Origin of the sequence: Pseudomonas sp. LS-2 (assembly GCF_003605735.1) — a bacterium.
Classification (GTDB): domain Bacteria; phylum Pseudomonadota; class Gammaproteobacteria; order Pseudomonadales; family Pseudomonadaceae; genus Aquipseudomonas.
Window position 1 is genome coordinate 45,313 of record NZ_QXTJ01000043.1, and the last position, 26,117, is coordinate 71,429.

The window sequence follows — 26,117 nt, forward strand, 5'->3', positions numbered from 1 at the left end:
CTTGCCTGCGCACTGTATACAAAAACAAATACAAATAGCGCCGGAGATTGTTGAACATGCCAGTAGACAACACCCTCGATCCTGCCCTTGCCGCCCGTGCCACGACCGCCGACCATCCGGCGCTCAGCCCCCGCCTGTACAACAAAGACCTCGCCCCCAGCAAAGCCGAAGGCAGAACTTGGGGTGGATACAGCATCTTCGCCCTGTGGACCAATGATGTACACAATCTGGCGAACTACTCGTTCGCCATCGGACTCTACGCATTGGGTCTTGGCGGTTGGCAGATCATGTTGTCGCTGGCCATCGGCGCGGCGTTCGTCTATTTGTGCATGAACCTCACCGGCGACATGGGCCAGAAGACCGGCGTGCCGTTCCCGGTGATCAGCCGCGTGAGTTTCGGCATTTTCGGGGCGCAGATCCCGGCGCTGATTCGCGCCGTGATCGCCATCGCCTGGTTCGGCATCCAGACCTATCTGGCCTCGGTCGTGTTACGGGTGCTGCTCACTGCGCTGGATCCGGCACTGGCCGACTACGATCACGACGCCTGGCTCGGCCTGTCATCGCTTGGCTGGCTGTGCTTCCTCAGCATCTGGGTGGTGCAGTTCGTGATTCTCGCCTACGGCATGGAGATGGTACGACGCTACGAAGCCTTCGCCGGGCCGGTGATTCTGCTCACGGTCGCCAGCCTTGCGGGGTGGATGTTCACTCAGGCCAACGGGCACATCGCCTGGTCCAACGGCGCACCGCTCGAAGGTCTGCCGATGTGGCGCAGCATTTTTGCCGGCAGCGCCTTGTGGCTGGCGATCTACGGCACGCTGATTCTGAATTTCTGTGATTTCTCGCGCTCGGCGCCGTGCAAGAAAACCATCCGCAAAGGCAACTTCTGGGGCCTGCCGGTCAACGTGCTGCTGTTTGCGTTCATCACCGTGATCATTTGCGGCGCGCAGTTTTCCATCAACGGTCAGATCATTCAGAGCCCCACCGACATCATCAAGACCATCCCCAACACCTTCTTTCTGGTGCTGGGCTGCCTGGCGTTCCTGATTGTCACCGTGGCGGTGAACATCATGGCCAACTTCGTCGCCCCGGCGTTCGTGCTCAGCAGCCTGGCGCCACGGGTCCTGACGTTCCGCCGGGCCGGCATGCTCAGCGCCACGGTGGCGGTGCTGATTCTGCCGTGGAATCTCTACAACAGCCCGCTGGTAATCGTGTATTTTCTGTCCGGGCTGGGCGCCCTGCTCGGCCCGCTGTACGGTGTGATCACGGCTGACTACTGGCTGCTGCGCAAGGGTCGCGTCGACGTTCCGCAGCTGTATACCGAGGACCCGACCGGCGCCTATCACTATTGGCGCGGGGTCAATCTGCGGGCGGTGTGGGCGTTCATCCCGGCCGCGATCATCTCCACCATCACCGCGCTGGTGCCGGCATTCGAGTCGGTGTCGCCGTTTTCCTGGTTGATGGGCGCGGCCATAGGCGCAGCGTTGTACCTGTTGCTGGCCGAGCGTCGCAAAACCTTCAAAGACGTCAGTGGCGAGGCCATTGCCGTGCAAGATACCCAGCATTGACCGCAAGCGAGAGATTTCCACCCATGCGCATTTTGATCGTCAACGTGAACACCACAGAGTCGATGACCCAGACCATCGCCGAACAGGCGCGCAGCGTCGCATCCCCTGGCACCGAAATCATCGGCCTGACCCCGCGCTTTGGTGCGGAGTCGGTGGAGGGCAACTTCGAGAGTTATCTGGCGGCCATCGCGGTGATGGACCGCGTGCTGTCCTACGATCAGCCCTATGATGCGGTGATCCAGGCGGGTTATGGCGAGCATGGCCGCGAAGGCCTGCAGGAACTGCTGGAGGTGCCGGTGGTGGACATTACCGAGGCGGCGGCGAGCCTGGCCATGCTGCTGGGCCACAAGTACTCGGTGGTGACCACGCTGGATCGCGCGGTGCCTTTGATCGAGGACCGGCTGAAACTCGCAGGAGTCTATGAGCGTTGTGCATCGGTGCGCGCCAGTGGCATGAGTGTGCTGGAACTGGAAGAAAAGCCTGATCGCGCGCTGGAAGCCATCACTGAGCAGGCGGTCGAAGCCGTGAACAAGGACAAGGCCGAGGTGATCTGCCTGGGCTGCGGCGGCATGGCGGGTCTGGACCAGATGATTCGTGATCGCGCCGGCGTACCGGTGGTCGATGGTGTGACTGCGGCGGTGGCGCTGGCCGAATCGCTGGTGCGGTTAGGGCTCAAGACCTCCAAAGTCCGCACCTATGCGACGCCACGCCCGAAAAAGGTCATCGGCTGGCCGTTCGCCCTCGACTGACCGTCCACTCCTCACCCGTAGCCTCACGGCTTGCCGGCGGTGGCGCCCTCCAGATCGCTACCGCCGGCAAGCCGGACTGCTACAAAGTTTCCGGCGCACCAGACTGAGGAAACACACTCGATCTGCTGTAGCCGCACGGCTTGCCGGCGGTGGCGCCCTCCAGATCGCTGCCGCCGGCAAGCCGGACTGCTACAAAGTTTTCCGGCGCACCAGACTGAGGAAACACACTCGATCTGCCCTGCTGCTTCGGGGTTTGACCCATCGAACGCCGGGCATTGAAGATTCGCCGGTGTTGCGCAAATCGTTTAGTATCCCCGCCGCCGGTTTCCACTGGGAATTAATAGGGAATCCGCGAGCCCTGCGCTGCACGGCTCAAACGGAACTGTCCCCGCAACTGTAGGCGCTGAGCCCTGCTTCAGATGTGCCACTGGGTTATCCCGGGAAGGCCGAAGCGTGGCGACGATGCGCCAGTCAGGAGACCTGCCGGCAAGCGTCAATCACTACCGGCGGGGTGTCCGGGAAGGACACCCGTGCGCGCTTCGTGTGTGAACTGTGCTTGTCTGCCTGCTCGGCGGCGAGTCGGGATGTGCTTTCCGGTGCCAGCCCTGTCGGCCATCAGGTTCACCGGAGAAGCCGTTCATGTCGCTGCGCCACCTTGTCTCGTTGTTCACCGGTCTGACGCTGTCGGCCGCTGCCCTCGCCGCCCCGACCCACTACCCGTTGACCCTCGACAACTGTGGCGTGCCGCTGACCTTCGCCCAGGCCCCACACAAGGCCGTGACCATTGGCCAGGCCGCGACTGAAATGCTCTATTCCCTCGGACTGAGCCCGAACGTGGTCGGCACCTCGTTGTGGTTCAACGAGGTTCTGGCGCCGTACGAAGACGCCAACAGCCACATCGAGCGCCTTGCCGACAATGTCCCAAGCTTCGAATCGGTGATCGGCAAGCGCCCCGATTTCGTCCCGGTGCAGTTCGAGTGGATGGTCGGTCCCCAAGGCGCGGTCAGTACTCGTCAGCAGTTCCAGGACCTGAACATCCCCACCTACATCCTGCCCTCCGACTGCGAGGGCAAGAACAATCGGGTCGGTGCTGACGGCACGCGGCTGGAGGCGTTCCGCATCGAAACCCTGTACAAGAGCATCGCGCAACTGGCCCTGATTTTCGACGTGCAGGATCGGGGTCAGCAACTGATTGCCGGTTACCAGGCGCGCCTGGCCAAAGCGGTCGAACAGGCGACGCGCAACGGCAGCAAGCACCTCTCGGCAGTGTTCTGGTTCTCCAGCCCCGATATCAATACCGATCCTTATGTCGCGGGACGCAAGGGCATTCCCGGCTTCATGCTCGACACCCTGGTCATGCGCAACATCATCGACTCCGACGAAGAATGGCCGACCGTAGGTTGGGAAACCATCGCCAAGGCCAACCCGACTCTCCTGGTCATCGCCCGCATGGACCGCCGTCGCTTTCCCGCTGACGATCACGAGAAAAAACTGGCGTTTCTCAGGTCCGACCCCGTTACCCGCAACATGGATGCAGTCAAGAACAACCGCATCGTGATCATGGACGCCAGTGCCATGGAGTCCAGCGTGCGGCTGTTCGATGGCATCGAACAACTGGCCAAGGCCACCACCGCACAATGACCCGTACAAATGCCGGGCGATGGATCGGCCATGGCCTGTGGGTCAGCGCCGTGCTGCTGGTGGCGGTGGTCGCGGGTGTGGCGATTGGCGAGACGTCGATCAGCCTCCCCGTCATCGTTCAGGTGCTGGCGAACAAGCTATGGGCTGCCGGCTATCCGCTGGACGCCATCGATGAAGGCATCGTCTGGAACTACCGCCTGACCCGCACCATCGTGGCGGCGGCGTGCGGCGCGGGTCTGGCGATCTGCGGGGTGGTGCTGCAATCGTTGCTGCGCAATCCGCTGGCCGACCCGTACCTGCTGGGCATTTCCGCCGGGGCTTCGACCGGCGCGGTGCTGGTGGCGATCATCGGGCTGGGCGCCGGGGCGATTTCGCTGTCCATGGGTGCGTTCGTCGGCGCCCTCGCCGCCTTCGCGCTGGTGGCCCTGCTCGCCCGCTCTTCGCGGGGTCAGACGGCAGCGGGTCAGATCATTCTGGCGGGGATCGCCGGATCGCAACTGTTCAACGCGCTGACCTCGTTCCTGATCACCAAATCCGCCAGTGCCGAACAGGCCCGCGGCATCATGTTCTGGCTGTTGGGCAACCTCAGTGGCGTGCGCTGGTCTTCGGTGGCGCTGGCCGTGCCGGTGGTGCTATTCGGGCTGCTGATCTGCCTGTGGCATCGCCGTTCGCTGGATGCGTTCACCTTCGGCGCGGACTCGGCAGCTTCGCTGGGCATCCCCGTGCGCCAGGTCCAGGCCATCCTGATTGCCACCGCCGCGCTGGTCACGGCGGTCATGGTGTCGATTGTCGGCTCCATCGGTTTCGTCGGGCTGGTCATCCCCCACGCGGTGCGCATGGTCGCGGGCGTTCGACATGAGCGCCTGTTGCCGCTGAGTGCCTTGAGTGGCGCGTTATTCCTGATTGCAGCCGACGTGCTGTCGCGCACGCTGATCAAGGGACAGGTGCTGCCCATCGGGGTGATCACGGCGCTGGTCGGCGCGCCGGTGTTCGCCCTGATCCTCATCCGAGGGAATCGCACACGATGAATGCCAGTACCGATTTGCTCGGCAGCCTGCTCAGCGCCACCGGCCTCAGTTACGCGGTCAAGGGCGCGCACTTGCTGCGCGACGTCAGTCTGGCCATCCGGCCGGGGGAAAACCTCGGCATCGTCGGCCCCAACGGGTCGGGCAAATCCACGCTGATTCGCCTGCTGTCGGGCATCGCCACGCCCACCTCCGGCGAAGTGCGCCTGGACGGCCGGGCATTGTCTGCGCTGCAACGTCGTGGGATCGCGCAACGTCTGGCGGTGGTCGAACAGCATGCCGAAACCAGTGACTCCATCAGCCTGCGCCAAGCCGTGGAACTGGGGCGCACGCCTTGGCTTTCGGCGCTGGCACCCTGGGCAGATCACGATGACCGCATTGTCGATCAGGCAATCGCCGACGTTAACCTGAGCCACTTGAGCCACCGCGCCTGGCACACCCTCTCAGGCGGAGAACGCCAACGCGCGCACATCGCCCGGGCCCTGGCACAACGGCCGCAGATCCTGCTGCTCGATGAACCGACCAATCATCTGGATATCCAGCAGCAATTATCGATTCTCAGGCTCGTGCATCAGTTGCCGGTCACCACCGTCATCGCCCTGCACGACCTCAATCAGGCCCTGGCCTGTGATCGCCTGGCGGTCATGGATGGCGGACAGCTGGTGGCGCTCGGGTCGCCGTTCGAGGTGCTGACGCCGGAACGGCTGCACGCCACTTTCGGGGTGACCGGCCATTGGTTGACCGACCCGTTCGACGGGGCGCGGATTCTGCGGTTGCGTTCGACTTGAAAGACCCGTGAATCAAGGCTCCAGGTCGTTCAGATGATCCAGCCCCGCCAGTATCAATTCATGTTGGCGGATGCTGTCCAGGCGGGTTTGCGAATCCGGCATCTGCGGCACGGCGTGCCAGACCACGAAATCGCGCTGCACGTCGAGAAACAGGAAATAGTCGTTGAAGCGTTCTGCCTGAGAGATGCGCCGTTGCAGCGCATCGCGCAATTGCTCGGGACGCAGCGCACGGCCCTCGATATGCAAGGCGATGCCCCAGTCACGGTGTTCCCGTCGGCTGACGAACGCCACCCCCGCTGCCACCGGCCAGATCGCCGTTCGCTCGGCGGCAAGATGGGCGTAGAACGCGGCCTTTTCCGATACTCGAATCATGCTCAATCCTTCAATGGCACCACGGTGAAGTCCGTTTCATGGTCGCGCTCGTCGATGCCCTGACGCATGTCCGGCGGCCACCAGATCACCAGTTCCCGGTCGTTGGAATCCGGGCGTTTGCAAGCATACCCCGAGCAACCGGAATGACTCGCGCAGCCCCCGAGCACGGCGGTCAGTACGAGGAGAATCACGCAAGCACGCACGTTCATCGTGTGGCCTCCTTGAGCAGCGAAGGTCGGTTTCTCGTGGCCCTGGTCGACACCTGGGGTTGGCGCACGGCAATGTAGATTTCACTTTCCGCCCCCGGCTGCAACCAGGCATGAGGCCAGGCGCTGACGCCCATGACCCAGCGTCCGCCGCAGCGGCTTTCATCGATGCGCACCGGTTTGCCGGTGGTGTTGCGTGCCACGACCACGGCAACGCCCCAATCCTTCTTCGAAAACCACTGGGAGCGCTGTTTGTCCAGCACCAGCCCCTGGCCCGGATCGCACAGGCTGTCGGCCTCGAACGGCAGCGTCTCGCCACTGTTGAACCCCACCGGCGCCACACCGTCGAGCAACTGGGTGAAGACGTTCTGCACATCGCCACGGGTCGGCTCCTCGCCTCCGTCACGGCGCTGTTTGATGCGTTTCATCTGGTCATCAACATCGTGGGGATTGCTGATCTCGACGTAGCGTGACGGGTTCACCTGATCGCCAATCAGCCTGGGCGTGAGGATGAACAACCGTTCACGTTGATTCAGTTCGCGGCTGCGGTTCTGAAAAAGCAGTTTGCCGATCACCGGAATGTCACCCAGCAACGGGATCTTGTTGACCTTGTCAGTGGTTTCCAGGCCATGAAAACCGCCGATCACCAACGAGCCATGCTCGGCGATCACTGCCTGCGTGCTGACGTTCCCCTTGCGCACGGCGGGCTGGTCTTCGTTGATCTGTGAGGTGTCGATCTGGCCGTCTTCGATGTCGACGATCAGTTGCACCTGAGACTTGCCGCCCTTGTCCAGCGAGCGAGGAATCACCTGCAGACTGGTGCCGGCGGTGATCGGCTGAATGTCGGCGACCCGCTCGGAGGTGGCGGTGATGAATTCGGTACGGCTGAAGTCGATGACGGCGGGCTGGTTTTCCAGGGTCAGGATCGACGGATTGCCGATCACCGAAGCGGCACCGTTGCCTTCCAGCGCATGCAGGTCGGCGGCGAACTTGCCCGCGTCCTGGATGAACAGCGTAGAGCTGGTGCCCTGCTCGAACAGATTGGCGCCGCCACTGACGCTGCCCGCGTTGAAGTTCCAGCGACTGGACAGTTGCGCCAGTTCGTTGCGGTCGATGTCCAGAATCACCGCGTCGATTTCAATCAGGTTGCGCGGGGTGTCCAGTTGCCTGACCAGTTTCTGGTACATCGCCTTGCGCTTGGGCAGGTCGTAGATCAGCACCGAGTTGTTGCGCACGTCGGCGCTGACGCGGATCTTCGAGCGACCGCTGGCGCCACTGCCCGCGGCGCCCCGTTTGCCGCCAGAGCCGAGGACGCGGTCCAGCCCCTGTTCGAGGGCACCGGTGTCGAAGCCGCCACTCTCCAGCCCCCCGTAGTTCAGACCATTGTCATGGGTTCCACCGGTCATGCCGCTGGCGGTGCTGCCCTGCCCCTGCACCAGGCTGACGCCGTTGATGGACTCGCCACGGGAGCGGCTTTCCAGCAATTCCTGAAGAATGCTCGCGACCCCGGCCACGGTCAGTTGCTGATCGCGGTAGCGAATGGTGCGGTCGGCGGCGTTGGCATATTTCAATGGCAAGACGACGACGTCCTGTTTCTCGGCCTTCTCCGGCGCCTCGACCTTCTTGCTGTAGTTGCGCACGAAGTCGACATATTTGGCCGGGCCACGCACCAGCACCACGCCCTCGTCGGGCAATGCGCCCCAACCGAAGCGCTTGTCCAGCAGGCCGACGTCAGACAGCGCCTGTTGCAGGTCATCGACCGCTTCGGGCGACACTTCGATGCGCGCCGAGGTCTGCTCGCGGGTCGGGCTGATGTACAGGGTTTCGTTGTAGACGAACCATTGAAAGTGATGTTCCTGACCGAGTCGGTCGAGGAACTCCTGGGGATTCTGTGCACGAATGCGTCCGTCGAGGGTGCCTTGAATCGGCGCCATGTCCAGTCCGATGCCGAACTCCTTGGCGAAGTCGCCCAGCGCTGTCGAAAGGTCGGTCTGCCGTGCGTCATAGGCGTACGCCGTGTGTTTCCACGCTTCGGGGACGGCGGCCAGGGTGGGCGCAGTCACTCCGATCATCAGCAAAGGCAACCACATAAAAGCCTTGCGCATTTCACACTCCTGGTTGCCAGGTATCGAGGGTTGCAGTCCGGTGGCGAGGCCATTTGCGGCTCGCGCCACCGATTGAAGAACGCTGTGCGATCACTGAACGCCGTCGATGATCGCTTTGGTGATGCCGTGTTTGGCGCGCAGCCCCTCATTGAGGATCATGTTGGCTACGTTGGTTTGCTGGGACGCGTCGTTGAAGGCGCGCAGGTCTTCCATGGTGCCGCTGTCCGAGGCGGCTTCGGCGGCGTCGTCCATTTCCGACTGGGCGCGACTGAACGAGTGGTCGAGGTGGTTTTGCAGGGATTTGAAACTGATCATGCCGGCACTCCAACTGTAGGGTTCATCCCCTGAGTGGAAGCAGCCCACACTCTGGTTCCATAAACGGTCACGAGCGAGCGGCCAATGCTCATCAGGCTGACGGCGTGCCCAGCAAACCGCAACGCAGGCGCGACCAGTCGACGTCGAACGCGCCATTGGCATCGCTCAGCCGCAGACTGTGCAGTGCCAGTGACGGGTCGGCCTTGAGCTGCCAGTGCTCGGCAAAGCGACTCTCGGCCAGCCACTGGCGCAGCTCGTCCAACAGGTCTGGATGAGCACTGAGTGTCGCCGTTGCCTCATCGGGCTGACTGGCCGCCAGGTGCCTGACCAGCGCGCGGGTTCGCTCGGCCAGGGAGGTATCATCGAGCAGTCGCGTCAGGGTGGCGGTGAGCAACGCTTCCACCGCCGCCATCGCCTCCTGTTGCAGCGTTTGTCGTTGCAGTTGCAGGTCCTGCAGAAACCGGTTGGCACTGCCCCAGAACTGCGCAAGCGCCTGATCCTGTTCTTGCCGTGCCTGTTGCCGGGCGTCGATGAGGATGTCCTGCGCTTGCTGCTGCGCATGGCGCAGCACTTCGCTCGCCAACTGCATGTCGGCAAGGTCTTCACGGCGCAGGACGGTTTCGGCGAGAACCGCAGACGACGACAGAACAAGGCTGCGTTTGGCGAGCATAGGCAATTCCTGGGATGACGTGCGAGGCACGGAAGTTATGGGGTCATGACCCGCCACAGCACCGCCTGCCAGAGGGTCTGCAGTTTGTTCGACGGCAGGTGGGCAACTGTCTGCGGCACGGTGTCCGGCGGCCAGCTCAGGCGCAGCCTTGGCCAGCATGTTTCGCCAATCCAGGTGGCGAGCAGCAGGCGCGGATCATCAGTGTTCCCGTCCAGCCAGGTGCCGGGGCGTAATGCCTTGGCGACTGATCGGCACCAGGTTTCGTGCTGGGCGGGCTCGCTATCGGGTGCACTGCCGGTCTCGCTTTGAGCAGTGCCGATCAGACAGATCCGCCCCGCCAGGTTCAACGCCTGTCGTTGCCGATCGGCATCCAGCGCGAGCCATTGCAGCAGCGCCTCGACGGGCGCTGGCGGCTGGCTGGGCGCGATCCCGACACTCTGCAAAAACGCTGCGGGACGAACCCGCAACAGATCGCTGAGGTCGGTTGGCGGCAACCCACTGCACTCGAGAAACCGCGAGGTCCAGTCCGGATGTGCCCACTGCCAGGGCGCGCACCACCATTGAATCCAGCGGTCCTCGGCGCTGTGCATCAGGCTCGAACCGGCAAGTTCGACCGCTCGCCGCGTCCGAGCCCGATACGCTGCAACACAGCCCCACGCCAGTCACTCCGAATGCCCAGGACCAGAAGTACGATAATCAGCAGGGCGGCAAAGGGCGCCACCCAAAGCATGCTGTTCCAGAACCCGAGGTGGTCGCTGTCCACCAGAAACGGGCCGAAATTGACCAGTCGTTCGGTCTCTTGAAACTCGGCGGCAGGCACGAAGACGATGGCGAATTTCTTCGAGTCCAGCGGCTCCCCGGACATGCCGGGAATACTGCTGGCGACCATTTGCTGAATGCGCCCGCGCACGCTGTCGGGGTCCAGCGCCGAGGTGTGTTTGATGAACACCGCCGCCGAAGCCGGTTGCACGGGTTCACCGGGGGCGATGCGCTCTGGCAGCACCACATGAACCCGCGCCACGATCACGCCATCGATCTGTGACAGCGTGGCCTCCAGCTCCTGAGACAGCGCGTAGATATAACGCGCGCGCTCTTCCAGGGGCGTGGAAATCACCCCTTCTTTCTTGAAGATTTCTCCCAGGCTGGTGCGCGAACGTCGCGGCAGGCCTGCGGCGTCCAGCACCCGCACGGCGCGATTGATATCGCCGGTGGCGACGCTGATCACAACGCCGGTCTTCTCGCTGCGCTTGCGCGCGTCGATGTGTTGATCGGCGAGGCTGGCAATGACGTCGTTGGAGTCCTGCTCGGACAGTCCGCTGAACAAGTCGGTCTCGTCGCTGCAGCCGCCCAGCAGCACCATCAGGCACAACAGCCCCGCAGTCAGATATCTCACGGCAAACCTCTATTGCAGGTTGGTCAGCTTGTCGAGCGCCTGAGCGCTCTTGTTCACGACCTTGGTCGTCAACGCCATTTGCAACGAGTACTGCGACAGCGAGCGGCTCATCTGTGCGATTTCGAGCGGATCGTCGGTGGTCGAGGCCTTTTTCATCTTGCGCACGGCCTGCTGGGAGAGCTTGTCGTTGGCACCCAGTCGCTCGGACAGGGCGTTGGCAATCTGTTCGCTAAGGTGACTCTGCTGCACCGCCATGTCCGGGCGCATGGCGGCATTGAACAGGTCGACATCCGCCTGCGAAGGCCCAGTCACCAGTCCCTGATCCAGATGCGGCTCAAGATCGGGGGATGACGATTTGAGTTGATTGATGTGGGATACGGTCACGGGGCTGATCTCCGGCAGACGGTGTCGACGTTCAGGCCTGGGTTCAGGCGACGTTGTTAGAGGAATTACCCGCACCCAACAGCGCGGAAACGATTGCCGTGGCGGTCTGGGCCAGGGTGTTCTGCAGGTCATGCCGGGCGAACAGCGCATTGGATTGGCCGCCCCCGCCGTTAACGCCGCCGTTGCCCTGTTGACTGGCCTGCAAACCCTTCTCGATCAGGCCGCTGAGCAGTTGGGCGAGGTCATGGGTCGAGTTACCGCTCGACGGGCTCTGCAATCCGGAAGGTCCGCCCGGCATGATGTTGCTGTCCAGCGAATTGCCGAGGCGACTGCCCGCATCGCTGACCCCGTTCTGCTGTTGCTCCAACTGGCCGCCGAGCATGTCCAGTGCCGCGCGGAAGGCACCGGTCTCGCTCTTGTCGAGGTAGTTGTCTTCCTTGAGTTCGTTCTTCCACGAGCCCGAATCGGGTGACGGGAACTTGCTCGGGTTCTGGTCCATGAACTCGGCGATCTTGTCCAGCATCGGCATGTCGTCGGAAGAAAACTTCGTTCCATCACCCTGCTTGCTGAGAAGGTCATCCAACGAAGCTTTACCCAGACCGTTGAGCACCTGGGACATCAGGTCCGGTTTGCCGGAACCGGCACCACCCCCGAGGCCGAAATCCGCCGCGGCGCCGAAGTTGTCGCCCAGTTTGTCTTTGATGACTTCGCCGAGCGCGGCCTTGATCATGTCCGGCGAACCGCCGCCCAGCGCTGCCAGCGGGTTCATCTTTTCCATCTGTTTGCCGACCATCTTGCCCAGTGGCGAGTCCTGGTCCAGATGGCCGTCCTTGGTCAGGGCCTGGGCGAGCTTTTCGATCACATCCTTGAGCGACTGCGGACCTTGCTGACCGCCGATGGCGCCGGTAGAAACGACGGTGCCGATGTGGGCGTTCTGCAGGGGGTTGATACTGGCATTGAGACTAAGCATGAAACCTCCGGGTTCAGGTGGTGGCCCCCTGATGGAAGGGGGCGCTCTGAATGATCAGTAGCTGATACCTTTGGCGTTTTGCGCCTCGGCACTGATCGCCTTGTTGGCGCTGTCTTCCTTGCCGGAGCGGATGGCGCTGAGGACGTCGTTGGTCTGCTTGCGGATGTCGGCGTCGGTCTGCATGGCGATCAAGCGCGCCTGGCTTGCATCGGCTTTTTCGGTGGCGGCACTTTGTGCAGCTTCTGCCTTGGACGGACCGGCGGCGTCGGTGATGCTGCTTTCCTGCTTGAAGTTGCTGACGGCACTGGCTGCCTGTTGAGCCACTTGGCCGCCACCGCCGATCAAGCTGTTGGCGAAGTTGCCGGCCATGGAAATGGGGTTGATACCTGGCATGTCGCGTACTCCTGGGTCGTTACCAGCGAAAGTGCTTGGTGCTGATGGGTGGCACAAGGAGCAGGATCGGTTCCGTGGGTTTTTCGAGAAATTTTCGGGCTCCGGCGAATACGGAGGGTCAGTCACATTGACGTCGACTGACCCATCGCAATCGCGGGCAAGCGCGCTCCTACAATGTTTTGGGTTCAATTCAGAAGCCCGGTAAGCCACAAAGCTGCGGTATTACAGGACACGCCGAACGGCTTCTGCCCGGAGGGCGTGGGAGCCACCGGGGTGGCGCTCCACCTTGTCGGCGATCTGGCGCGCAGCGGCAGCAAAACCTGTGCATGCGGTGTGCCTGATGCACCGAGGTGCCTGATCTTACTGCCGGTGCCCGGCAGATCGCCGACAAGTCAGGCTCCCACGCCTTCGGCAGAAGCGGGATTGCGGCGTGGTTCGAGCTTTTGATTCTGGCCTAAGGCCGTGGGAGTCGGCTTGCTGGCGAAGGCGTAAGGTCAGTCACATTACCGTCGACTGACCCATCGCAATCGCGGGCAAGCGCGCTCCTACAATGTTTTGGGTTCAATTCAGAAGCCCGGTAAGCCACAAAGCTGCGGTATTACAGGACACGCCGAACGGCTTCTGCCCGGAGGGCGTGGGAGCCACCGGGGTGGCGCTCCACCTTGTCGGCGATCTGGCGCGCAGCGGCAGCAAAACCTGTGCATGCGGTGTGCCTGATGCACCGAGGTGGCTGATCTTACTGCCGGTGCCCGGCAGATCGCCGACAAGTCAGGCTCCCACGCCTTCGGCAGAAGCGGGATTGCGGTGTGGTTCGAGCTTTTGATTCTGGCCTAAGGCCGTGTCCTTCCCACCCCATCACGTCTAAACATACCACCCGGCTTGCTGGCGAAGACGCTGGCAGCATCACCGAGCAAGTCGCTGACACTCTCCACGAAAACCGGACGCTGCGGATCAACAAGGCGTTGATCTCCGGTAACCATGATGAGCCGTGATGACCCTGCCGCTGAATGGCAAACACCCTTCGACTTTCATCCCAGGCGCCCAGCCAGGTATTTGGCGATATTCTGGCGGTGGCAAATGCCGGCGTCTGGCGATACCGAGCGAGGGGCACTCAGTCAGCCACTTCCACGCGATTGCGTCCCGCCCGCTTGGCGTGATAAAGCGCGGTGTCGGCCATGCCGTAGGCGTCGTCGAAAGGCGTGCCCACCGGATTGGCGCTGACGCCGAAACTGGCGGTGATGCTGCGGTCCACAGGCTGACCGAACACGTGATCGGCAATCGCCTGGCGCATCGCCTCGGCGAGGTTGACGCCCTCCTCCAACTGACCACCCGGGATGAGCACCGTGAACTCTTCCCCGCCGACGCGGCCGATGGCGGCGTCCTCCCCGACAATGCGTCGCAGGCAATCGACAATCCCCTGAATCACCGCATCCCCCGCAGGATGACCAAACTCATCGTTCACATGTTTGAAGTGATCGATGTCCAGCACGATCATCACCGCGCCCTGGCGCAGCAGGGCTTGCGTCGTCATCTCGATGATCGCGCCGCGATTGAGCACACCGGTGAGCGCGTCGTGGGTAGCGCGGTATTCCAGTTGACGGGCCAGGGTCTGCAATTGCCCGTTGAGGGCGTTCATTTCACGCTCGGCACGGTCGCTGCGACCGATCAGGCGACGGGTTTCGCGCATCAGGCGCTCATAGTGAGACGCCAGCTCCGACAGCGATTGCCGGTACACCTGTGCATCGGCGTCGGGCTGCGCCAGGATCGAACGAGCGAGCTCAAGCGCCTGGGCCTCAGTGGTGAACAGGTCCGGTGCCGGATCACTGGAAGCCTTGCGGGAAGCGACTGTAGCGGCCATGTCCGTCACCCTGCTCACGTCGTTACTGGATGGTCATTGAAGGTGATCGAGGTGAAATCGGCCTTCAACTCTTCACCGAACTCGAAGATGGTTTCGTCTTCTTCCTCGTGATACCAGTTCACGATGATCTGATTGCCAGCCTCTGCCGCCTGATCCAGCGCATCGAAAATACTGAACAGCATCTTGGTGCTGGAGCTGTTGAAATAAGCCAGGGCAATGTTGGCGGTGATCACCGCGCCTTCCCTGCTCGCCAGGTAAGCGCGCAAGTGCTGCACGATGGGTGCATAGAAAGCGGCGGCGTTTTCCGGGTACGACTCGCCCTTCATCGAGAGAAGGTTCTGGTCAAAACGAAAGTCGACTTCCGGCGAGGTGGCCGTTGCTTCGATGTAGAAGTTATCCATGGCTAAGCGTCGCTCAATTCAGATAGTGGCTTTAAGGCAAAACAGGGTGGTGTCCGGATCGTCGGCCCGCGGATGGAAGCCGAATTCGAGCGGCGCGCAGGCATCGCGCGCCATCGTCAGAAACCCAAGACCCGCGCCCTTGCTGTCTTCCGGCGTCTCGGCGCGCAGCGTGACTTTATAGGCCTGTTTGATTTCGTCGATGGACATGTTGCGCAGCGGCTCCAGCTTCTCCCGCAGACGCTCGATATCGGCGGTGGCAATGGGATTGGCACACAGCATCAGGTGGCGTTCGCCGTCGGTGCTGATACATACCGCGCCCTGACGAAGACCGGATGCCTCGGCAACCGACGCGCTCAGGGCATCGGAGGAGTAATGAATGATGTTCTGGGAAAGCTCGACGAACGAGGAAAACAGCTTGCGCCGCGTGGGGCCGCTGACGCCCGAGATTTCAAGCTGCAGCTTCACCACTTCGGCCATTGCCGAGATGATGTGATGGGAGAAATAGCCCATGTGGTAGAAGATCACGTTGCGCTTTTGAGCCAGATCGAAAAATGTGTAGTCGTGCTGAGCAGTGAGTGAGTTGAACATCATCATTCCTAAAGACGGGCACAGAATAGGGTCAGGTCGTCACGCCGGCTCTGCTCGCCCTGCCACACGGCCAGCGCCGCCTGCAATGCTTCACAGATGACCGCCGAGGGCTGGTCGCGCTGCTCGACAATGGTGTCGAAGGCCTTGCGCTTGCCGAAGGCGATTTTCTTCGGGCCGCCGATCTGGTCGATCAACCCGTCGGTGGCGATGAATATCAGGCTTGCGGGATGCATCTGCGCGGTGCTGATCGACCATTCGTAATCGAAATCGCTGTCCACGTAACCCACGCCCATGCGTTGACCGGCGATGGTCTGAAGCTGATCGGCATCGGGGTGCAGGACATGCAGGGCCATGCGTGCGCCGGCGAAGTTGAGGATCTGCGTAGCGTTTTCGTACCAGAAGAACGCGGCGTCCAGGCCGTCGTCGGATTCCGGCGTGCCGTCCAGTCCGTCGACTTGCCCCAGCAGTTCCTTGACGCTGCGGTTGACCGCCGACAGCAGGCTCGCCGGGTTGCGTGGCCCGAGTTGGCCAAGCGCCTGGGTCAGCGATGACGAGGCGATCAGCGTCATGAACGCCCCTGGCACGCCGTGGCCGGTGCAGTCGGCGATGGCGCCGAACCAGCCGTCGGGGTAGGCGCAGAAATGATAGAAGTCGCCGCCCACGACATCCCGTGGCTCCCACAGCAGCGATGCATCGCTCAGGGTCGAGGTCAGCGCTTCGCGGGAGGCGCGCAACATGGCACGTTGAATGACGCTGGCGTATTCGATGCTCTGCATCATCTGGCGGTTTTTCTCGGCCTGCATGGCGGCGACCACCGCCATCAGTTCAAGGCCGTTGCCAAGACCGGCAAACCGTCCGTTGCGGGTGACGATGAAGCCGTCCGCCAGAGCCTTTTCACCGAACGCCACGGTCTTGAACGTCAGCTCTTCGATGCTCATCTGCGCATCGACAATCAGCGGTTCCTTGTCCATGAAAGCGATGCAGCTTTTTCGGTCGTACAGCTCGCGATGAAACGGCTTGCTCATCTGTGACAGGAAGATGTTGCGATTGATCAGTCCGATCGGCCGTTCGCCCTCCACCACCGCCAGGCAGGCGCGTTCCCGGTGGGCAGTGAAGATTTCCATGACATGGCTGTTGGTGCTGTCCGACTCGATGGCCGGCACCTCATTGCACAGATCACCGGCACATCGATGATCTCTGGGCAACGTCGGCCGCATGAATGTGAAATGTTCTGCCTGCATGCTCGTACTACCGCGCCAGACTAAAACGCGGAGACTAACAAGATGATATTAAAGTGATGTTACAAAAACCGACTGTTTCAGCGCTGGCGCATTTAGCCCGATGCCGACCACCCCGCACATGGTGTTAAATACGGCCTTCACGTTGCACGAACACGCCCAGCCGAGCCGCCCCAGAAACGGAAAGCGATAATGACGAACCATTTTGAGACCTGTAGTACCCCCTCCTCCCTGTTCATGGCGGTGACCGCATGATCGAAGTCACCGAAGTTTCCATTGCCCAACTGCGCGCAGCGCTCGAGTCCGGCCAGACCACCGCGGTCGAGCTGGTTCAGGCATACCTGGCGAGGATCGACGCTTACGACGGTCCGCAGACACCCACCGCGCTCAACGCCGTGGTCGTGCGCAACCCCGAGGCACTCCGGGAAGCCGAAGCCGCCGACGCGCGGCGCGCCAGGGGCGAAACCCTCGGCCCGCTCGATGGCATTCCCTACACCGCCAAGGACAGCTATCTGGTCAAAGGCCTCACCGCCGCGTCCGGCAGCCCCGCGTTCGTCGATCTGGTCGCGTACCGGGATGCCTTCACCATCGAGCGGCTGCGCGCCGCCGGAGCCATTTGCCTGGGCAAGACCAACATGCCGCCGATGGCCAATGGCGGTATGCAGCGCGGTGCCTATGGACGCGCCGAAAGCCCGTATAACGCCGACTACCTCACCGCCCCCTTCGCCTCCGGTTCCTCCAACGGCGCCGGCACCGCGACCGCCGCCAGTTTCGCGGCATTCGGGCTGGCCGAAGAAACCTGGTCGAGCGGTCGCGGCCCGGCGTCCAACAACGGCCTGTGCGCCTATACGCCATCTCGGGGGGTGATTTCGGTACGCGGCAACTGGCCGCTGACGCCGACCATGGACGTGGTCGTGCCGTTCGCCCGAACGATGGCGGATCTGCTGGAAGTGCTCGACGTGGTCGTCGCCGAAGACACCGACACCCGCGGCGACCTGTGGCGCCTGCAACCCTGGGTGCCGATCCCGACAGTCGCGTCGGTGCGCCCCGCTTCATACGCAGAATTGGCCGTAAACGCCGATGCGCTGGCCGGCAAGCGCCTGGGCATTCCACGGATGTACATCAATGCCGACCCCGAAGCCGGCACCAGTGAAGAACCGGGCATCGGCGGCCCGACCGGGCAACGCATCAACACCCGCCCTTCGGTGATCGACCTTTGGCAAGAGGCGCGCAAGGCGCTCGAAGCGGCTGGCGCCGAAGTGATCGACGTCGACTTCCCGCTCGTCTCCAATTGCGAAGGCGACCGCCCCGGCGCGCCCACCGTGTTCAATCGCGGCATCGTATCCAGGGAGTTTCTGCACCACGAGTTGTGGGACCTCTCGGCATGGGCCTTCGACGATTTCCTGCAGGCCAATGGCGATCCTAAGCTGAACCGTCTGGTCGACGTCGACGGACCGAAGATTTTCCCCCACGACCCCGGCACCCTGCCCAATCGAGAGGGCGATCTGGCGGCGGGCATGGACGAATACGTGCGCATGGCCGAGCGCGGGATCACGCCGTGGAACGAAATTCCAACCCTGGCGGACGGCCTGCGCGGGCTGGAAAAGACTCGCAAGATAGACCTGGAAGACTGGATGGATCGGCTTGGACTGGATGCCGTGTTGTTCCCGACCGTCGCCGATGTCGGGCCCGCGGACGCCGACGTCAATCCCGCGTCAGCGGATATCGCCTGGAGCAACGGCGTCTGGGTCGCCAACGGCAACCTCGCCATTCGCCACCTGGGCGTGCCGACCGTCACCGTCCCACTTGGGGTAATGCGGGACATCGGCATGCCGGTCGGCCTGACCTTTGCCGGTCGCGCCTACGACGACTCAACGCTGCTGCGCCTGGCTTCAGCCTTTGAATCGACCGGCAGCAAGCGGATGATTCCGCCGCGCACGCCGGCGCTTACGGGGAAATAACCCGCTGCGGCGGGACTGCAACTGCAAGGTTTCAGTCCCGTCAGCGCTCGGGTGCTACCCCCCCTCCAACCTCCATCACCGCCAATGGCGAAGGGATGCGCGAACCGGTGGGACCGATGCCGACATCCGAGGACCGACTAGGCCACGGCGTCCAGTTCAATCAACAACTCGTCAGGAATCTTCAGCTCACTGGCCGTCAGATTTTCCCGCAGGTGCGCCACCGATGACGTCCCCGGAATCAGCAGCATGTTCGGCGCCCGTTGCAGCAGCCAGGCCAGCGCCACACATAGCTCAGATGCACCCATACGTTGAGCCACACTGGCGAGGGTGTCCGATTGCAACGGCGTGAAACCGCCCAGCGGGAAGAACGGCACATAGGCGATGCCCTGCTTGCCCAGATCGGCGATCAGTTGCTCATCGTTCCGGTGTGACAGGTTGTAGTGGTTCTGCACACAGACGACTTCGGCGATGCCCTGCGCTTGCTTCACCTGTGCCGCCGTGACGTTGCTCAAGCCCAGATGGCGGATCAATCCATGGCGTTGCAGCTCGGCCAGCGCCGTGAACTGTTCTTCGATGGATTCCTCGCCCGGCGCATGCATGTTGCCCCACGCTCGCAGGTTCACCACCTCCAGTACGTCAACACCGAGATTGCGCAGGTTGTCGTGCACCGCCCGGACCAGTTCCTCGGGGCTTTGCGCCGGATGCCACGACGCATCCGCACCGCGCTTAGCACCGACTTTGGTGACGATCACCAGATCGTCGGCATAAGGATGCAGCGTTTTGCGAATCAGTTGGTTGGTGACGTGGGGGCCGTAGAAATCGGCGGTGTCGATGTGATTCACCCCTAGCGCCACCGCCTCGCGCAAAACGGCAATCGCGACCTCGGGATCCTTTGGCGGACCGAACACGCCCGGTCCGGCGAGCTGCATGGCGCCATAGCCCATGCGATTGACGCTCCGCTCGCCCAGTTGAAACGTGCCTGCTTTACTGGCGTCGCTCATGTCGGTTGTCTCTATCAAGGAGGTGTGGGGCCACTATATGCGTTGACCACTTCACTGATAATCAGGTGCAATCGGCACAGGTCGTACGGATGAGCGAACAATGGCAGCAGATATTCAAGACTTGCTGGCCTTCGTGGCGGTGGTCAAAGCAGGGGGCTTCCGCGAGGGTGCACGACTGAGCGGCAAGTCAGCGTCGAGCCTCAGCGATGCCGTTCGACGTCTCGAGTCCCGATTGGGGGTTCGCCTGCTCAATCGCACGACTCGCAGCGTGGTGCCGACCGAAGCCGGTGCGCGCCTGATGGAGCGCATCGTGCCTGCGCTCGGCGAAGTCGAATCGGCGCTGGACGTGGTCAACGACTTTCGCGAGCGCCCCTCCGGCACCCTCAAGCTCAACGTCCCCGCCAGCGCCGCAAGACTGGTGCTGCCAGCGATCATCACCCCGTTCCTGAAAGCGCACCCGGATATCCGGATGGAAGTGATCGTCGAGGAAAGCTTTGTCGACATGCTCGCAGCCGGCTGCGACGCCGGCATTCGGTACGACGAGCGCCTCGAGCAGGACATGATCGCCGTCCCCATCGGCCCCCGCTTTCAGCGCTTCGCCACGGCCGCCTCCCCCGCCTACCTCAATGCCCGGGGCCGACCGCAGCACCCGGCAGACCTGCTCGACCACCACTGCCTGCGCGGTAAGTTCCCCAGCGGCGCCATGCCCTTGTGGGAGTACGAACGCGACGGCGAAGTCGTCCGCGTCGACCCCACCGGCCCGTTGCTCGTCAACATCGCCGGCGCCGTCGACCTCGCCGTTCAGGCGGCAATCGACGGGCTCGGCGTCGTGTTCCTCTACGAAGACTGGCTGCGCCCCCACTTGGAAAGCGGCGCCCTGGAACCGATCCTCGAACCCTGGTGGCAGACTTTCAGCGGCCCGTTTCTCTACTACCCGGGACGCAAGTATCTGCCGTCGCCGCTGAGGGCGTTTGTGGATTTCATCAGGGCCTCAGGGTGACGTTGTTTCCAGGTCGTTGCCGCGCGGCACCCGTCTTAGATAGTTCGCCCGCTCCGGTTAGAGATGCAGCGAGCGACGCTTTGCGTCGCGACTGTTGACGCAGAGCGTCATGGGCGGCGTTACTACGCGGAGCGTGGGAACGAGCGAACAGCCAAGATCAGACGATAAATAGCAAGGTCAATAAACCTTCGTCGCCAAGTCGTTTAGCAACTTGATGATACTTGCTTGCGCAGCCTCATCACGACGTTCAAAAACAAGAGCACGTCCATAGCCGTCATCTTCATCATGTGTTTCGATTTCCAGTTGCTCGCCTCGTACTACTATATAAACTGGATAGTAACAATACGTCGCATTCTCAGTTTTTGCCGGACGCTTGATCATACTGACAAAAACACCCACCTCTGTTTTTTCGACATCTAAGAGTTCACACAGTGGGGATGAAGATAAGGCATCCAAGATACTCGACGGCGATCGGCGAAGCGCCTGTAGCGTAAATCGCCTTCCTAGTGATAGCTCCGTTATTTTTGGCAGCGCTTGGATCGAATAATTCTCGACCAGCCAGCCAGTATTGTCATGAGATGTGCAATTGCAGTCGCACGCCAGGAGAAACGCGCCGGGTGTCTTCTGATTCCAATTCAAAGTTAAATGTGGCGCTTCACACAACTCAAGCAGGTCTAATGCAATATCACTGACGTCCAGCGAACATTCGCCGGAGTCAGTGCATAAAGCATCGTCCATGCGAATTTGTAAAGTCAAATGACTTTCTGGATCGCTCGCACGAACCACGTCCCCCACAAAAATGGACATGGCGAGCCCCATGCCTACGTAGTTTCGGCCAAAGAATTTTTTCTTTTTTGACCGGGTCGACGTGTGCCATCCAATACTGATTAGACCGAATGAAAAAAAGCCCATATCCAATCTCTCTCAGCCAACTCTGATGAACGCTGATCGCTGCTTAAAACTGTAGAGTGTCTAGGTATTGCGTCCGAATCACAGTCTCTCGGGCCAAGCAGTCGACCCGGGCCTCTTCAAATGCCGGGGCAGCGGGATCTATAAAAAAAACCTGTATTTGACAAGTTTCATCTCTAAGAACCATCCACGCTCTTTGTGCTTTTCTAATATGACTTTTAAGCGATTCTCCGAGCTCGGGCGAAGGGGAATAGGACACCGACACCCTATTTAACAAATTCAGATATACACGATTGAGCTCATCATCCGCTTTTTTTAATTGGCGTTCTGGTGTTAGCCAAACGCTTTCTTCCTCCGTGAGCGGCCCCGCTTCTGGTCCGGATGCCTGTAGGTCAGCACTCACCAAAAAGACAGACAGCACCAACATTAGAACATTCACCATCTCCGTCCCCTTTGCGGCGTCAAGTCTCAATAGACTGCATTTATCCTAAAGCGAGCCAACCAGATGCATAATCAGTTTGACTCTAACATTAGCACAAGCACGCCTCAGTTAATTAACGCCTCAATTATCTGACGCTGCTTTTGCGACATATGAAATACGTTAAGGTCCAGAATCTTCTTGTACGCTACTTTATTTGCTGTACCCGGCGGATCGCACGCCAGTAGATTCTCTAACGAGGCATCGGGTGAGTCAGCTGGCCACACGACTCGGTCGGCATATTTAATTGTAGTAGCCGTCGGCTTGGTCAAATCCAAATCTGGATAAAGTGGGTTATTCCACTTCCCTTCCTTCGTGAATCGCCCCGCGCAAAACTGGCCGGTCTCCCTTACTACGACACATCCGTTGTGCAGATCAACTAAGTTACAATACGCAACCTCATGCAACTTACTTGAACCATCTGGCAATTCAACGAATCCGGCCTCAATCTGGTCTATTGCTGCAAACCGCCCGTCGTCCGAGATCGGTGTAGAATCCCCTCCGTAGAAGAGGCCTCCTGCATCCACCCCGCCGTAAAGAGTTCGGATGACCTGTTTTCCGCTGATCATGACAACCTTTTCAGATCCCAGCCCGACAGGTGAACGATATTCCAGCGTCGCAGGTATTTCATCCCTGTTTCCAGCGTTGCTTCCGTTACTTATCAGCAAGGTGCACGCCAAGACTGCTAACGACACATGCATACCCTTAAATTCCTCGACCTTCCGCACGCCCAGCACTTCCTCAATCCTCGAGCCGGGTTCTTTTCACATAATCGACATGATCGGAAACCCCATATTCTTTAACCGAACCGTTGTCCGAAAATACAGTTCGACGTACTTCTCCTCCCCCTACGCCCTCATCAGAAATAAGAAGCTGTGGTACATGACCGTGAAATCGGTAAATATCTTCCGTCCAGGCTCCCGCATTTCTATAAGCACTCACGAGGTGTCCGTGAGTGAATCTAAAATTGCACAGTCCTGCTTCAGCGAACACCATTTCCTTCAACGACTGGCTCGACTCGACATACGTCAAAGCTCTATAGCAAATATTCACCCCAGTTGCTTGCCCTAACTGAAAAACAATTTCTCCGACGCCGTCATTATTCAGGTCTTCAACGTGAACCTTTTCGTATAGCCCGTCGATCTCATCAGCGAAGGCGGCAGGCAACATAAGAACGCGTGTCTTCTCATACTCCGATATCAAGACTTCAATATTGCCTTGGTGTATTACCCTCACGAACATCTGAGGTAGAGACGTAGAAGCGCCCACAGAGAGCCAGCTACAGAACGCCAATGCACCAAATAAGAGTAAGAGCATCTTTTTCTTCATTGTTCCAAGCCCCACGATCTACATATCATATTAAAAAGCGCCATTCGTTCGTGCAGACCGTTGCTTCCTCCGTTTACCGCCAGCGTGACCAGCCTCACATTGCCTGGCTCATTATCTATAAGAATATTGACATCACCATTTGCACCATACTTTTGGCTCACAGCTCCGCTCCTTCGCCAGAACCAGCACGACACATCAATAGCGTTATACATATCGGTCGCAATTAATTCTGGGGAACCGATAAAATCAAGCCCTCTATAATCAGAGTAGGCCTCGTAATTTCTTTTCCAAGTTAACTGCATCAAGCCTCTGCCTTTATACTTTGGCCCATCACCCAGCTTGGTATTCCCATTAGCAATAGCTGAACGGTGCTGTCCTGGGTCATATTGACTTCCGGTGTCATATTCCACAGTTGTGTCAAATCCAGCGGACTCATGGAAGCTCTGTGCAATAAAATGGGCCTTCTGATAGGGAGTCGCGATGCCGTAACGATCAAGCGCTTCATTAAGCAGAGACACAAAAGAATGTTTGTCATACTCAAAGATGGCGGGATAGTTTGCCTTGAACCCCTCTCTGAAAGTCCGTTTACCGGAGCTACCGGTAAACCACTTGCCGCGCTTACCCGTCACGCGTTCCAGAAAATCCACGGATATCACAAAGGTGTTGTCTGTGAACTGACCGATCAACCCCACCGGATGCAGGTGATACACCTTTCCATCCCCCGGCAACCCCAGCTTGCCTGCCACTTCCCCCCACCAGCAGTGCTCTTTGATTCGTTGTTTCTCGGCCAGCCAGTTCAGGTGCGGGGTCGATCCGCTGTGGCCCAGCAGTTCGTCCAGTTGATCCCATTTGTGGTCGGTGTGGTGCCATTCGCTTTCGGTGTGGATGATCAGTTGCGAGATCGATTGCGCGTGGGCCGGCAGGCAGAGGGCGTTGTTTATTTCGGCGGCGGTGATCTGGCCGTCGCGGTTGCGGTCGATGATGTCGTACAGGCGGGTCTTGATCGGGCCCTGGTCGGCGCTGTCGGCGATGGCGTTGTGTTTCTCCAGCAGGTCGTCGCGCAGTTGGCCGGTGGCGCGCATGAACGAGGCCAGCAAATGCCGTGGCGTGTAGCAATTGAACAGGATGTCGTGGCCGTCCCACGACCACGGGCTGACCCAGGGGGTGACGCCGACTTCTTCGCAAACCCAGCCGTCGAGCACGGTGTGTCCGGCGTCGTGCAGCAGGCCTTGAAGGCGATACCAGTTGCAGGCGTTGTGACCGCGGCTGGCGGCGACGGTGATTTTTCGGTCGGCGGGCAAGTTGACGAGCACGCGCTTGGGGAGGAGCAGTTCGGCGTCACTGGGGACGCTTGCGGCCTTGAGGCTCGGCGGCTGCTTTGTGGTGAAGCTCGCCTGATGGCTGACGACGGCGGTGCCCTTGACCAGTTTCAGTGAGGTCTTGCTGCTGGCCGGCAGTTTGTCTGCCCAGAGGCGACACTGCTCGATGAACGCTTTGAGCGTGTCGCCGCTGAAGACTTCCAGGTGCAGTTTGTGGTCCGGGCGGTCGGTGCCGATGTCCTGATGCAGACCGAGGTGACCGATCAGCTCGCCGGCCTTGATCGGGACCGGTGTGTCGAGCGCGACAACGGCATCGCGCGCCTGAGGTTGCGGTGCGCGGCGCAGCGAGCCGTCGTGTACGTATTGGTTGACGCGTTCGAGCCTGCGGTACTCGCCCTCGCCGCTGACGGTGACTTCGGTGCCGTCCGGCAGCTCGAAGATCCGGTTACCCTGCGCGCTCGCGTGGCTGCGAACGTTGAGGGTGCTGGCGCATTCGACTCGATGCTGCCCGCCTGCAATCGGCTTGAGGAACCGGGCGGCGACGAAGCCGCGCAGCGAACCATTGGCGGCTTGCAGGCGTTCCGGGCCGGGGATGTTTTCCAGTTTGCGATAGTCGCCCTCGCCACTGATCACCACTTCAGCGCCCCGTGGCAGCAGGCCGAGCACCTTGCCGTGGCGGGCGCTGCTGCGCACGTTCAGGCCGTGCTGTCCGGGGTAGGCGCCGTGCAGGTCCTTGACGTCGTCCCGGACGTAGCGGGTCGAGCCCTCGCACCAGAATCCCGGCCGGGCGAGGGTCGAATCGGCTTCGTAGACGGCCCAGTCCTGCAGGTGCATGTACAGGCTGTAGAACGTCAGGCTGGGCGGCGCGTCGGGGTTGCCGTCGATCTGCGGTGGCTGGAGTCGATGGCGCACCAGCACGAAATTACGAGAGAACGGCAGATCCACCGGTAGCGTGTTGACGAAGTAGCGCGTGGTCGGTGCATGCTGGTCGATGCGGTACGCCACGACTTCGCCGTCGGCGATGCAGTGCACGCTGGATTGATCGAAGGTTGCCGCCGTGCCGCCATCGAAATGCACACCACCGTGCCACAGGCCGTTGCCGCCCAACGGATAACAGCCACTGATGGCGTTGGCCAGAGGGGTCAGTTGCTGCAACGGATCGCGTTTGTCGCGAAAAGGATGACTCCAGTTTTTGACGGGGGGCAATGGGTCGGTAACCGGCTCGACGGGTGCGACGGGGCGCGGCTCGAACGTGTCAGGCGTCGGCAGAATCGGCGCCGGTTGCGGTTCGGAGTTGAAGAGTCGGGACAACAGGTTGGTCATGGTGTTATTCGCTCCATCATTAGCCGACCGCCCACGAAAGAAATCTGGCCACGTGTGTTGTGCGCGCCGCGGGTGCAACTTTCAGTTGGGTCAGGTCATATAAGCGCGCTGACGTGTATCGCTTTGTTGGAAAGCC

27 protein-coding genes and 1 riboswitch are annotated in these 26,117 nt (G+C 60.9%); of the genes, 7 read left to right on the forward strand and 20 right to left on the reverse strand.

All coding sequences use genetic code 11. The features are described 5' to 3' along the window. Nucleotides 1-56: 56 nt before the first annotated feature. The 5 genes from D3M70_RS27535 to D3M70_RS27555 all read left to right on the forward strand — a co-directional run bounded on the left by D3M70_RS27535 (nucleotide 57) and on the right by D3M70_RS27555 (nucleotide 5,768). The gene (locus D3M70_RS27535; protein WP_120128990.1) at nucleotides 57-1,565 is read left to right on the forward strand and encodes an NCS1 family nucleobase:cation symporter-1; all 1,509 of its coding nucleotides are present in this window, start codon (nucleotides 57-59) and stop codon (nucleotides 1,563-1,565) included. A 23-nt stretch (nucleotides 1,566-1,588) separates the two neighbouring features. Further along, on the forward strand, nucleotides 1,589-2,314 hold the full coding sequence (locus D3M70_RS27540; RefSeq protein ID WP_120128992.1) for an aspartate/glutamate racemase family protein: 726 nt from the start codon (nucleotides 1,589-1,591) through the stop codon (nucleotides 2,312-2,314). 304 nt (nucleotides 2,315-2,618) lie between these two features. Beyond that, nucleotides 2,619-2,817: riboswitch (cobalamin riboswitch) on the forward strand. 136 nt (nucleotides 2,818-2,953) lie between these two features. Then, nucleotides 2,954-3,955: an ABC transporter substrate-binding protein gene (locus tag D3M70_RS27545; RefSeq protein ID WP_120128994.1), complete on the forward strand. Its 1,002-nt coding sequence runs from the start codon at nucleotides 2,954-2,956 to the stop codon at nucleotides 3,953-3,955. Then, entirely contained in the window at nucleotides 3,952-4,983 is a 1,032-nt protein-coding gene (locus tag D3M70_RS27550) for an iron ABC transporter permease (RefSeq protein WP_120128996.1), read from the forward strand. Before D3M70_RS27545 ends, D3M70_RS27550 begins: the two co-directional genes overlap by 4 nt. Then, a complete protein-coding gene (locus D3M70_RS27555; RefSeq protein ID WP_120128998.1) occupies nucleotides 4,980-5,768 on the forward strand; it encodes an ABC transporter ATP-binding protein in 789 nt (262 codons plus the stop codon). Before D3M70_RS27550 ends, D3M70_RS27555 begins: the two co-directional genes overlap by 4 nt. A gap of 12 nt (nucleotides 5,769-5,780) precedes the next feature. On the opposite strand, the gene D3M70_RS27560 is transcribed toward D3M70_RS27555, so the two are convergent. From D3M70_RS27560 to D3M70_RS27625, 14 genes are all read right to left on the reverse strand, one after another. Beyond that, complete coding sequence (locus tag D3M70_RS27560) at nucleotides 5,781-6,140, reverse strand: type III secretion protein HrpV (protein WP_120129000.1); 360 nt, start codon at nucleotides 6,138-6,140, stop codon at nucleotides 5,781-5,783. Nucleotides 6,141-6,142: 2 nt separating this feature from the next. Beyond that, entirely contained in the window at nucleotides 6,143-6,349 is a 207-nt protein-coding gene (gene hrpT, locus D3M70_RS27565) for an HrpT family type III secretion system protein (protein ID WP_120129002.1), read from the reverse strand. Further along, entirely contained in the window at nucleotides 6,346-8,451 is a 2,106-nt protein-coding gene (sctC, locus tag D3M70_RS27570) for a type III secretion system outer membrane ring subunit SctC (protein ID WP_120129004.1), read from the reverse strand. Before sctC ends, hrpT begins: the two co-directional genes overlap by 4 nt. Nucleotides 8,452-8,541: 90 nt before the next feature. Next, nucleotides 8,542-8,766 (reverse strand): type III secretion protein, encoded by a 225-nt coding sequence (locus tag D3M70_RS27575; protein WP_120129006.1) that lies wholly within the window; start codon nucleotides 8,764-8,766, stop codon nucleotides 8,542-8,544. Nucleotides 8,767-8,857: 91 nt separating this feature from the next. Next, nucleotides 8,858-9,436: a type III secretion system stator protein SctL gene (gene sctL, locus D3M70_RS27580; protein WP_120129008.1), complete on the reverse strand. Its 579-nt coding sequence runs from the start codon at nucleotides 9,434-9,436 to the stop codon at nucleotides 8,858-8,860. Between the two features lie 35 nt (nucleotides 9,437-9,471). Then, nucleotides 9,472-10,026: a type III secretion protein gene (locus D3M70_RS27585; protein ID WP_375233050.1), complete on the reverse strand. Its 555-nt coding sequence runs from the start codon at nucleotides 10,024-10,026 to the stop codon at nucleotides 9,472-9,474. Further along, entirely contained in the window at nucleotides 10,026-10,829 is an 804-nt protein-coding gene (gene sctJ / locus D3M70_RS27590) for a type III secretion system inner membrane ring lipoprotein SctJ (protein ID WP_120129012.1), read from the reverse strand. The genes D3M70_RS27585 and sctJ overlap by 1 nt, the downstream gene beginning before the upstream one ends. Before the next feature lie 9 nt (nucleotides 10,830-10,838). Then, a complete protein-coding gene (gene sctI, locus D3M70_RS27595; protein WP_120129014.1) occupies nucleotides 10,839-11,213 on the reverse strand; it encodes a type III secretion system inner rod subunit SctI in 375 nt (124 codons plus the stop codon). A 43-nt stretch (nucleotides 11,214-11,256) separates the two neighbouring features. After that, on the reverse strand, nucleotides 11,257-12,183 hold the full coding sequence (locus tag D3M70_RS27600) for a harpin HrpZ family protein (protein WP_120129016.1): 927 nt from the start codon (nucleotides 12,181-12,183) through the stop codon (nucleotides 11,257-11,259). Between the two features lie 54 nt (nucleotides 12,184-12,237). After that, a complete protein-coding gene (locus tag D3M70_RS27605; RefSeq protein WP_120129018.1) occupies nucleotides 12,238-12,576 on the reverse strand; it encodes a hypothetical protein in 339 nt (112 codons plus the stop codon). Between the two features lie 1,111 nt (nucleotides 12,577-13,687). Next, entirely contained in the window at nucleotides 13,688-14,434 is a 747-nt protein-coding gene (locus tag D3M70_RS27610) for a GGDEF domain-containing protein (protein ID WP_120129020.1), read from the reverse strand. A 14-nt stretch (nucleotides 14,435-14,448) separates the two neighbouring features. Then, a complete protein-coding gene (locus D3M70_RS27615; protein WP_120129022.1) occupies nucleotides 14,449-14,835 on the reverse strand; it encodes a DUF1987 domain-containing protein in 387 nt (128 codons plus the stop codon). An 18-nt stretch (nucleotides 14,836-14,853) separates the two neighbouring features. Beyond that, entirely contained in the window at nucleotides 14,854-15,423 is a 570-nt protein-coding gene (locus tag D3M70_RS27620) for a SiaB family protein kinase (protein ID WP_120129024.1), read from the reverse strand. A gap of 8 nt (nucleotides 15,424-15,431) precedes the next feature. Further along, complete coding sequence (locus D3M70_RS27625) at nucleotides 15,432-16,640, reverse strand: SpoIIE family protein phosphatase (RefSeq protein WP_256660021.1); 1,209 nt, start codon at nucleotides 16,638-16,640, stop codon at nucleotides 15,432-15,434. 272 nt (nucleotides 16,641-16,912) lie between these two features. Here D3M70_RS27625 and D3M70_RS27630 point away from each other — a divergent pair, with 272 nt between their 5' ends. Beyond that, nucleotides 16,913-18,622 carry an amidase gene (locus D3M70_RS27630; RefSeq protein ID WP_120129028.1) on the forward strand — a complete coding sequence of 570 codons (1,710 nt, stop codon included), beginning with the start codon at nucleotides 16,913-16,915 and terminating at the stop codon, nucleotides 18,620-18,622. 137 nt (nucleotides 18,623-18,759) lie between these two features. Here D3M70_RS27630 and D3M70_RS27635 read toward each other — a convergent pair whose 3' ends face one another. Next, the gene (locus tag D3M70_RS27635; protein ID WP_120129030.1) at nucleotides 18,760-19,623 is read right to left on the reverse strand and encodes an aldo/keto reductase family oxidoreductase; all 864 of its coding nucleotides are present in this window, start codon (nucleotides 19,621-19,623) and stop codon (nucleotides 18,760-18,762) included. A gap of 100 nt (nucleotides 19,624-19,723) precedes the next feature. Between D3M70_RS27635 and D3M70_RS27640 the strand changes: the two genes are divergently transcribed. Further along, entirely contained in the window at nucleotides 19,724-20,623 is a 900-nt protein-coding gene (locus tag D3M70_RS27640; RefSeq protein WP_120129032.1) for a LysR family transcriptional regulator, read from the forward strand. Nucleotides 20,624-20,800: 177 nt separating this feature from the next. On the opposite strand, the gene D3M70_RS27645 is transcribed toward D3M70_RS27640, so the two are convergent. From D3M70_RS27645 to D3M70_RS27665, 5 genes are all read right to left on the reverse strand, one after another. Continuing rightward, on the reverse strand, nucleotides 20,801-21,535 hold the full coding sequence (locus D3M70_RS27645; protein ID WP_120129034.1) for a hypothetical protein: 735 nt from the start codon (nucleotides 21,533-21,535) through the stop codon (nucleotides 20,801-20,803). A 43-nt stretch (nucleotides 21,536-21,578) separates the two neighbouring features. Continuing rightward, nucleotides 21,579-21,974, reverse strand: a complete 396-nt coding sequence (locus D3M70_RS34355; protein ID WP_120129036.1) for a lysozyme inhibitor LprI family protein — start codon at nucleotides 21,972-21,974, stop codon at nucleotides 21,579-21,581. A 104-nt stretch (nucleotides 21,975-22,078) separates the two neighbouring features. Next, entirely contained in the window at nucleotides 22,079-22,711 is a 633-nt protein-coding gene (locus D3M70_RS27655) for a hypothetical protein (protein ID WP_133306533.1), read from the reverse strand. Nucleotides 22,712-22,751: 40 nt separating this feature from the next. Further along, a complete protein-coding gene (locus D3M70_RS27660; protein WP_133306534.1) occupies nucleotides 22,752-23,339 on the reverse strand; it encodes a hypothetical protein in 588 nt (195 codons plus the stop codon). Next, nucleotides 23,336-25,981, reverse strand: coding sequence for a glycoside hydrolase family 19 protein (locus tag D3M70_RS27665; RefSeq protein ID WP_120129042.1), 2,646 nt, complete (start codon nucleotides 25,979-25,981; stop codon nucleotides 23,336-23,338). Before D3M70_RS27665 ends, D3M70_RS27660 begins: the two co-directional genes overlap by 4 nt. Nucleotides 25,982-26,117 lie beyond the last annotated feature (136 nt).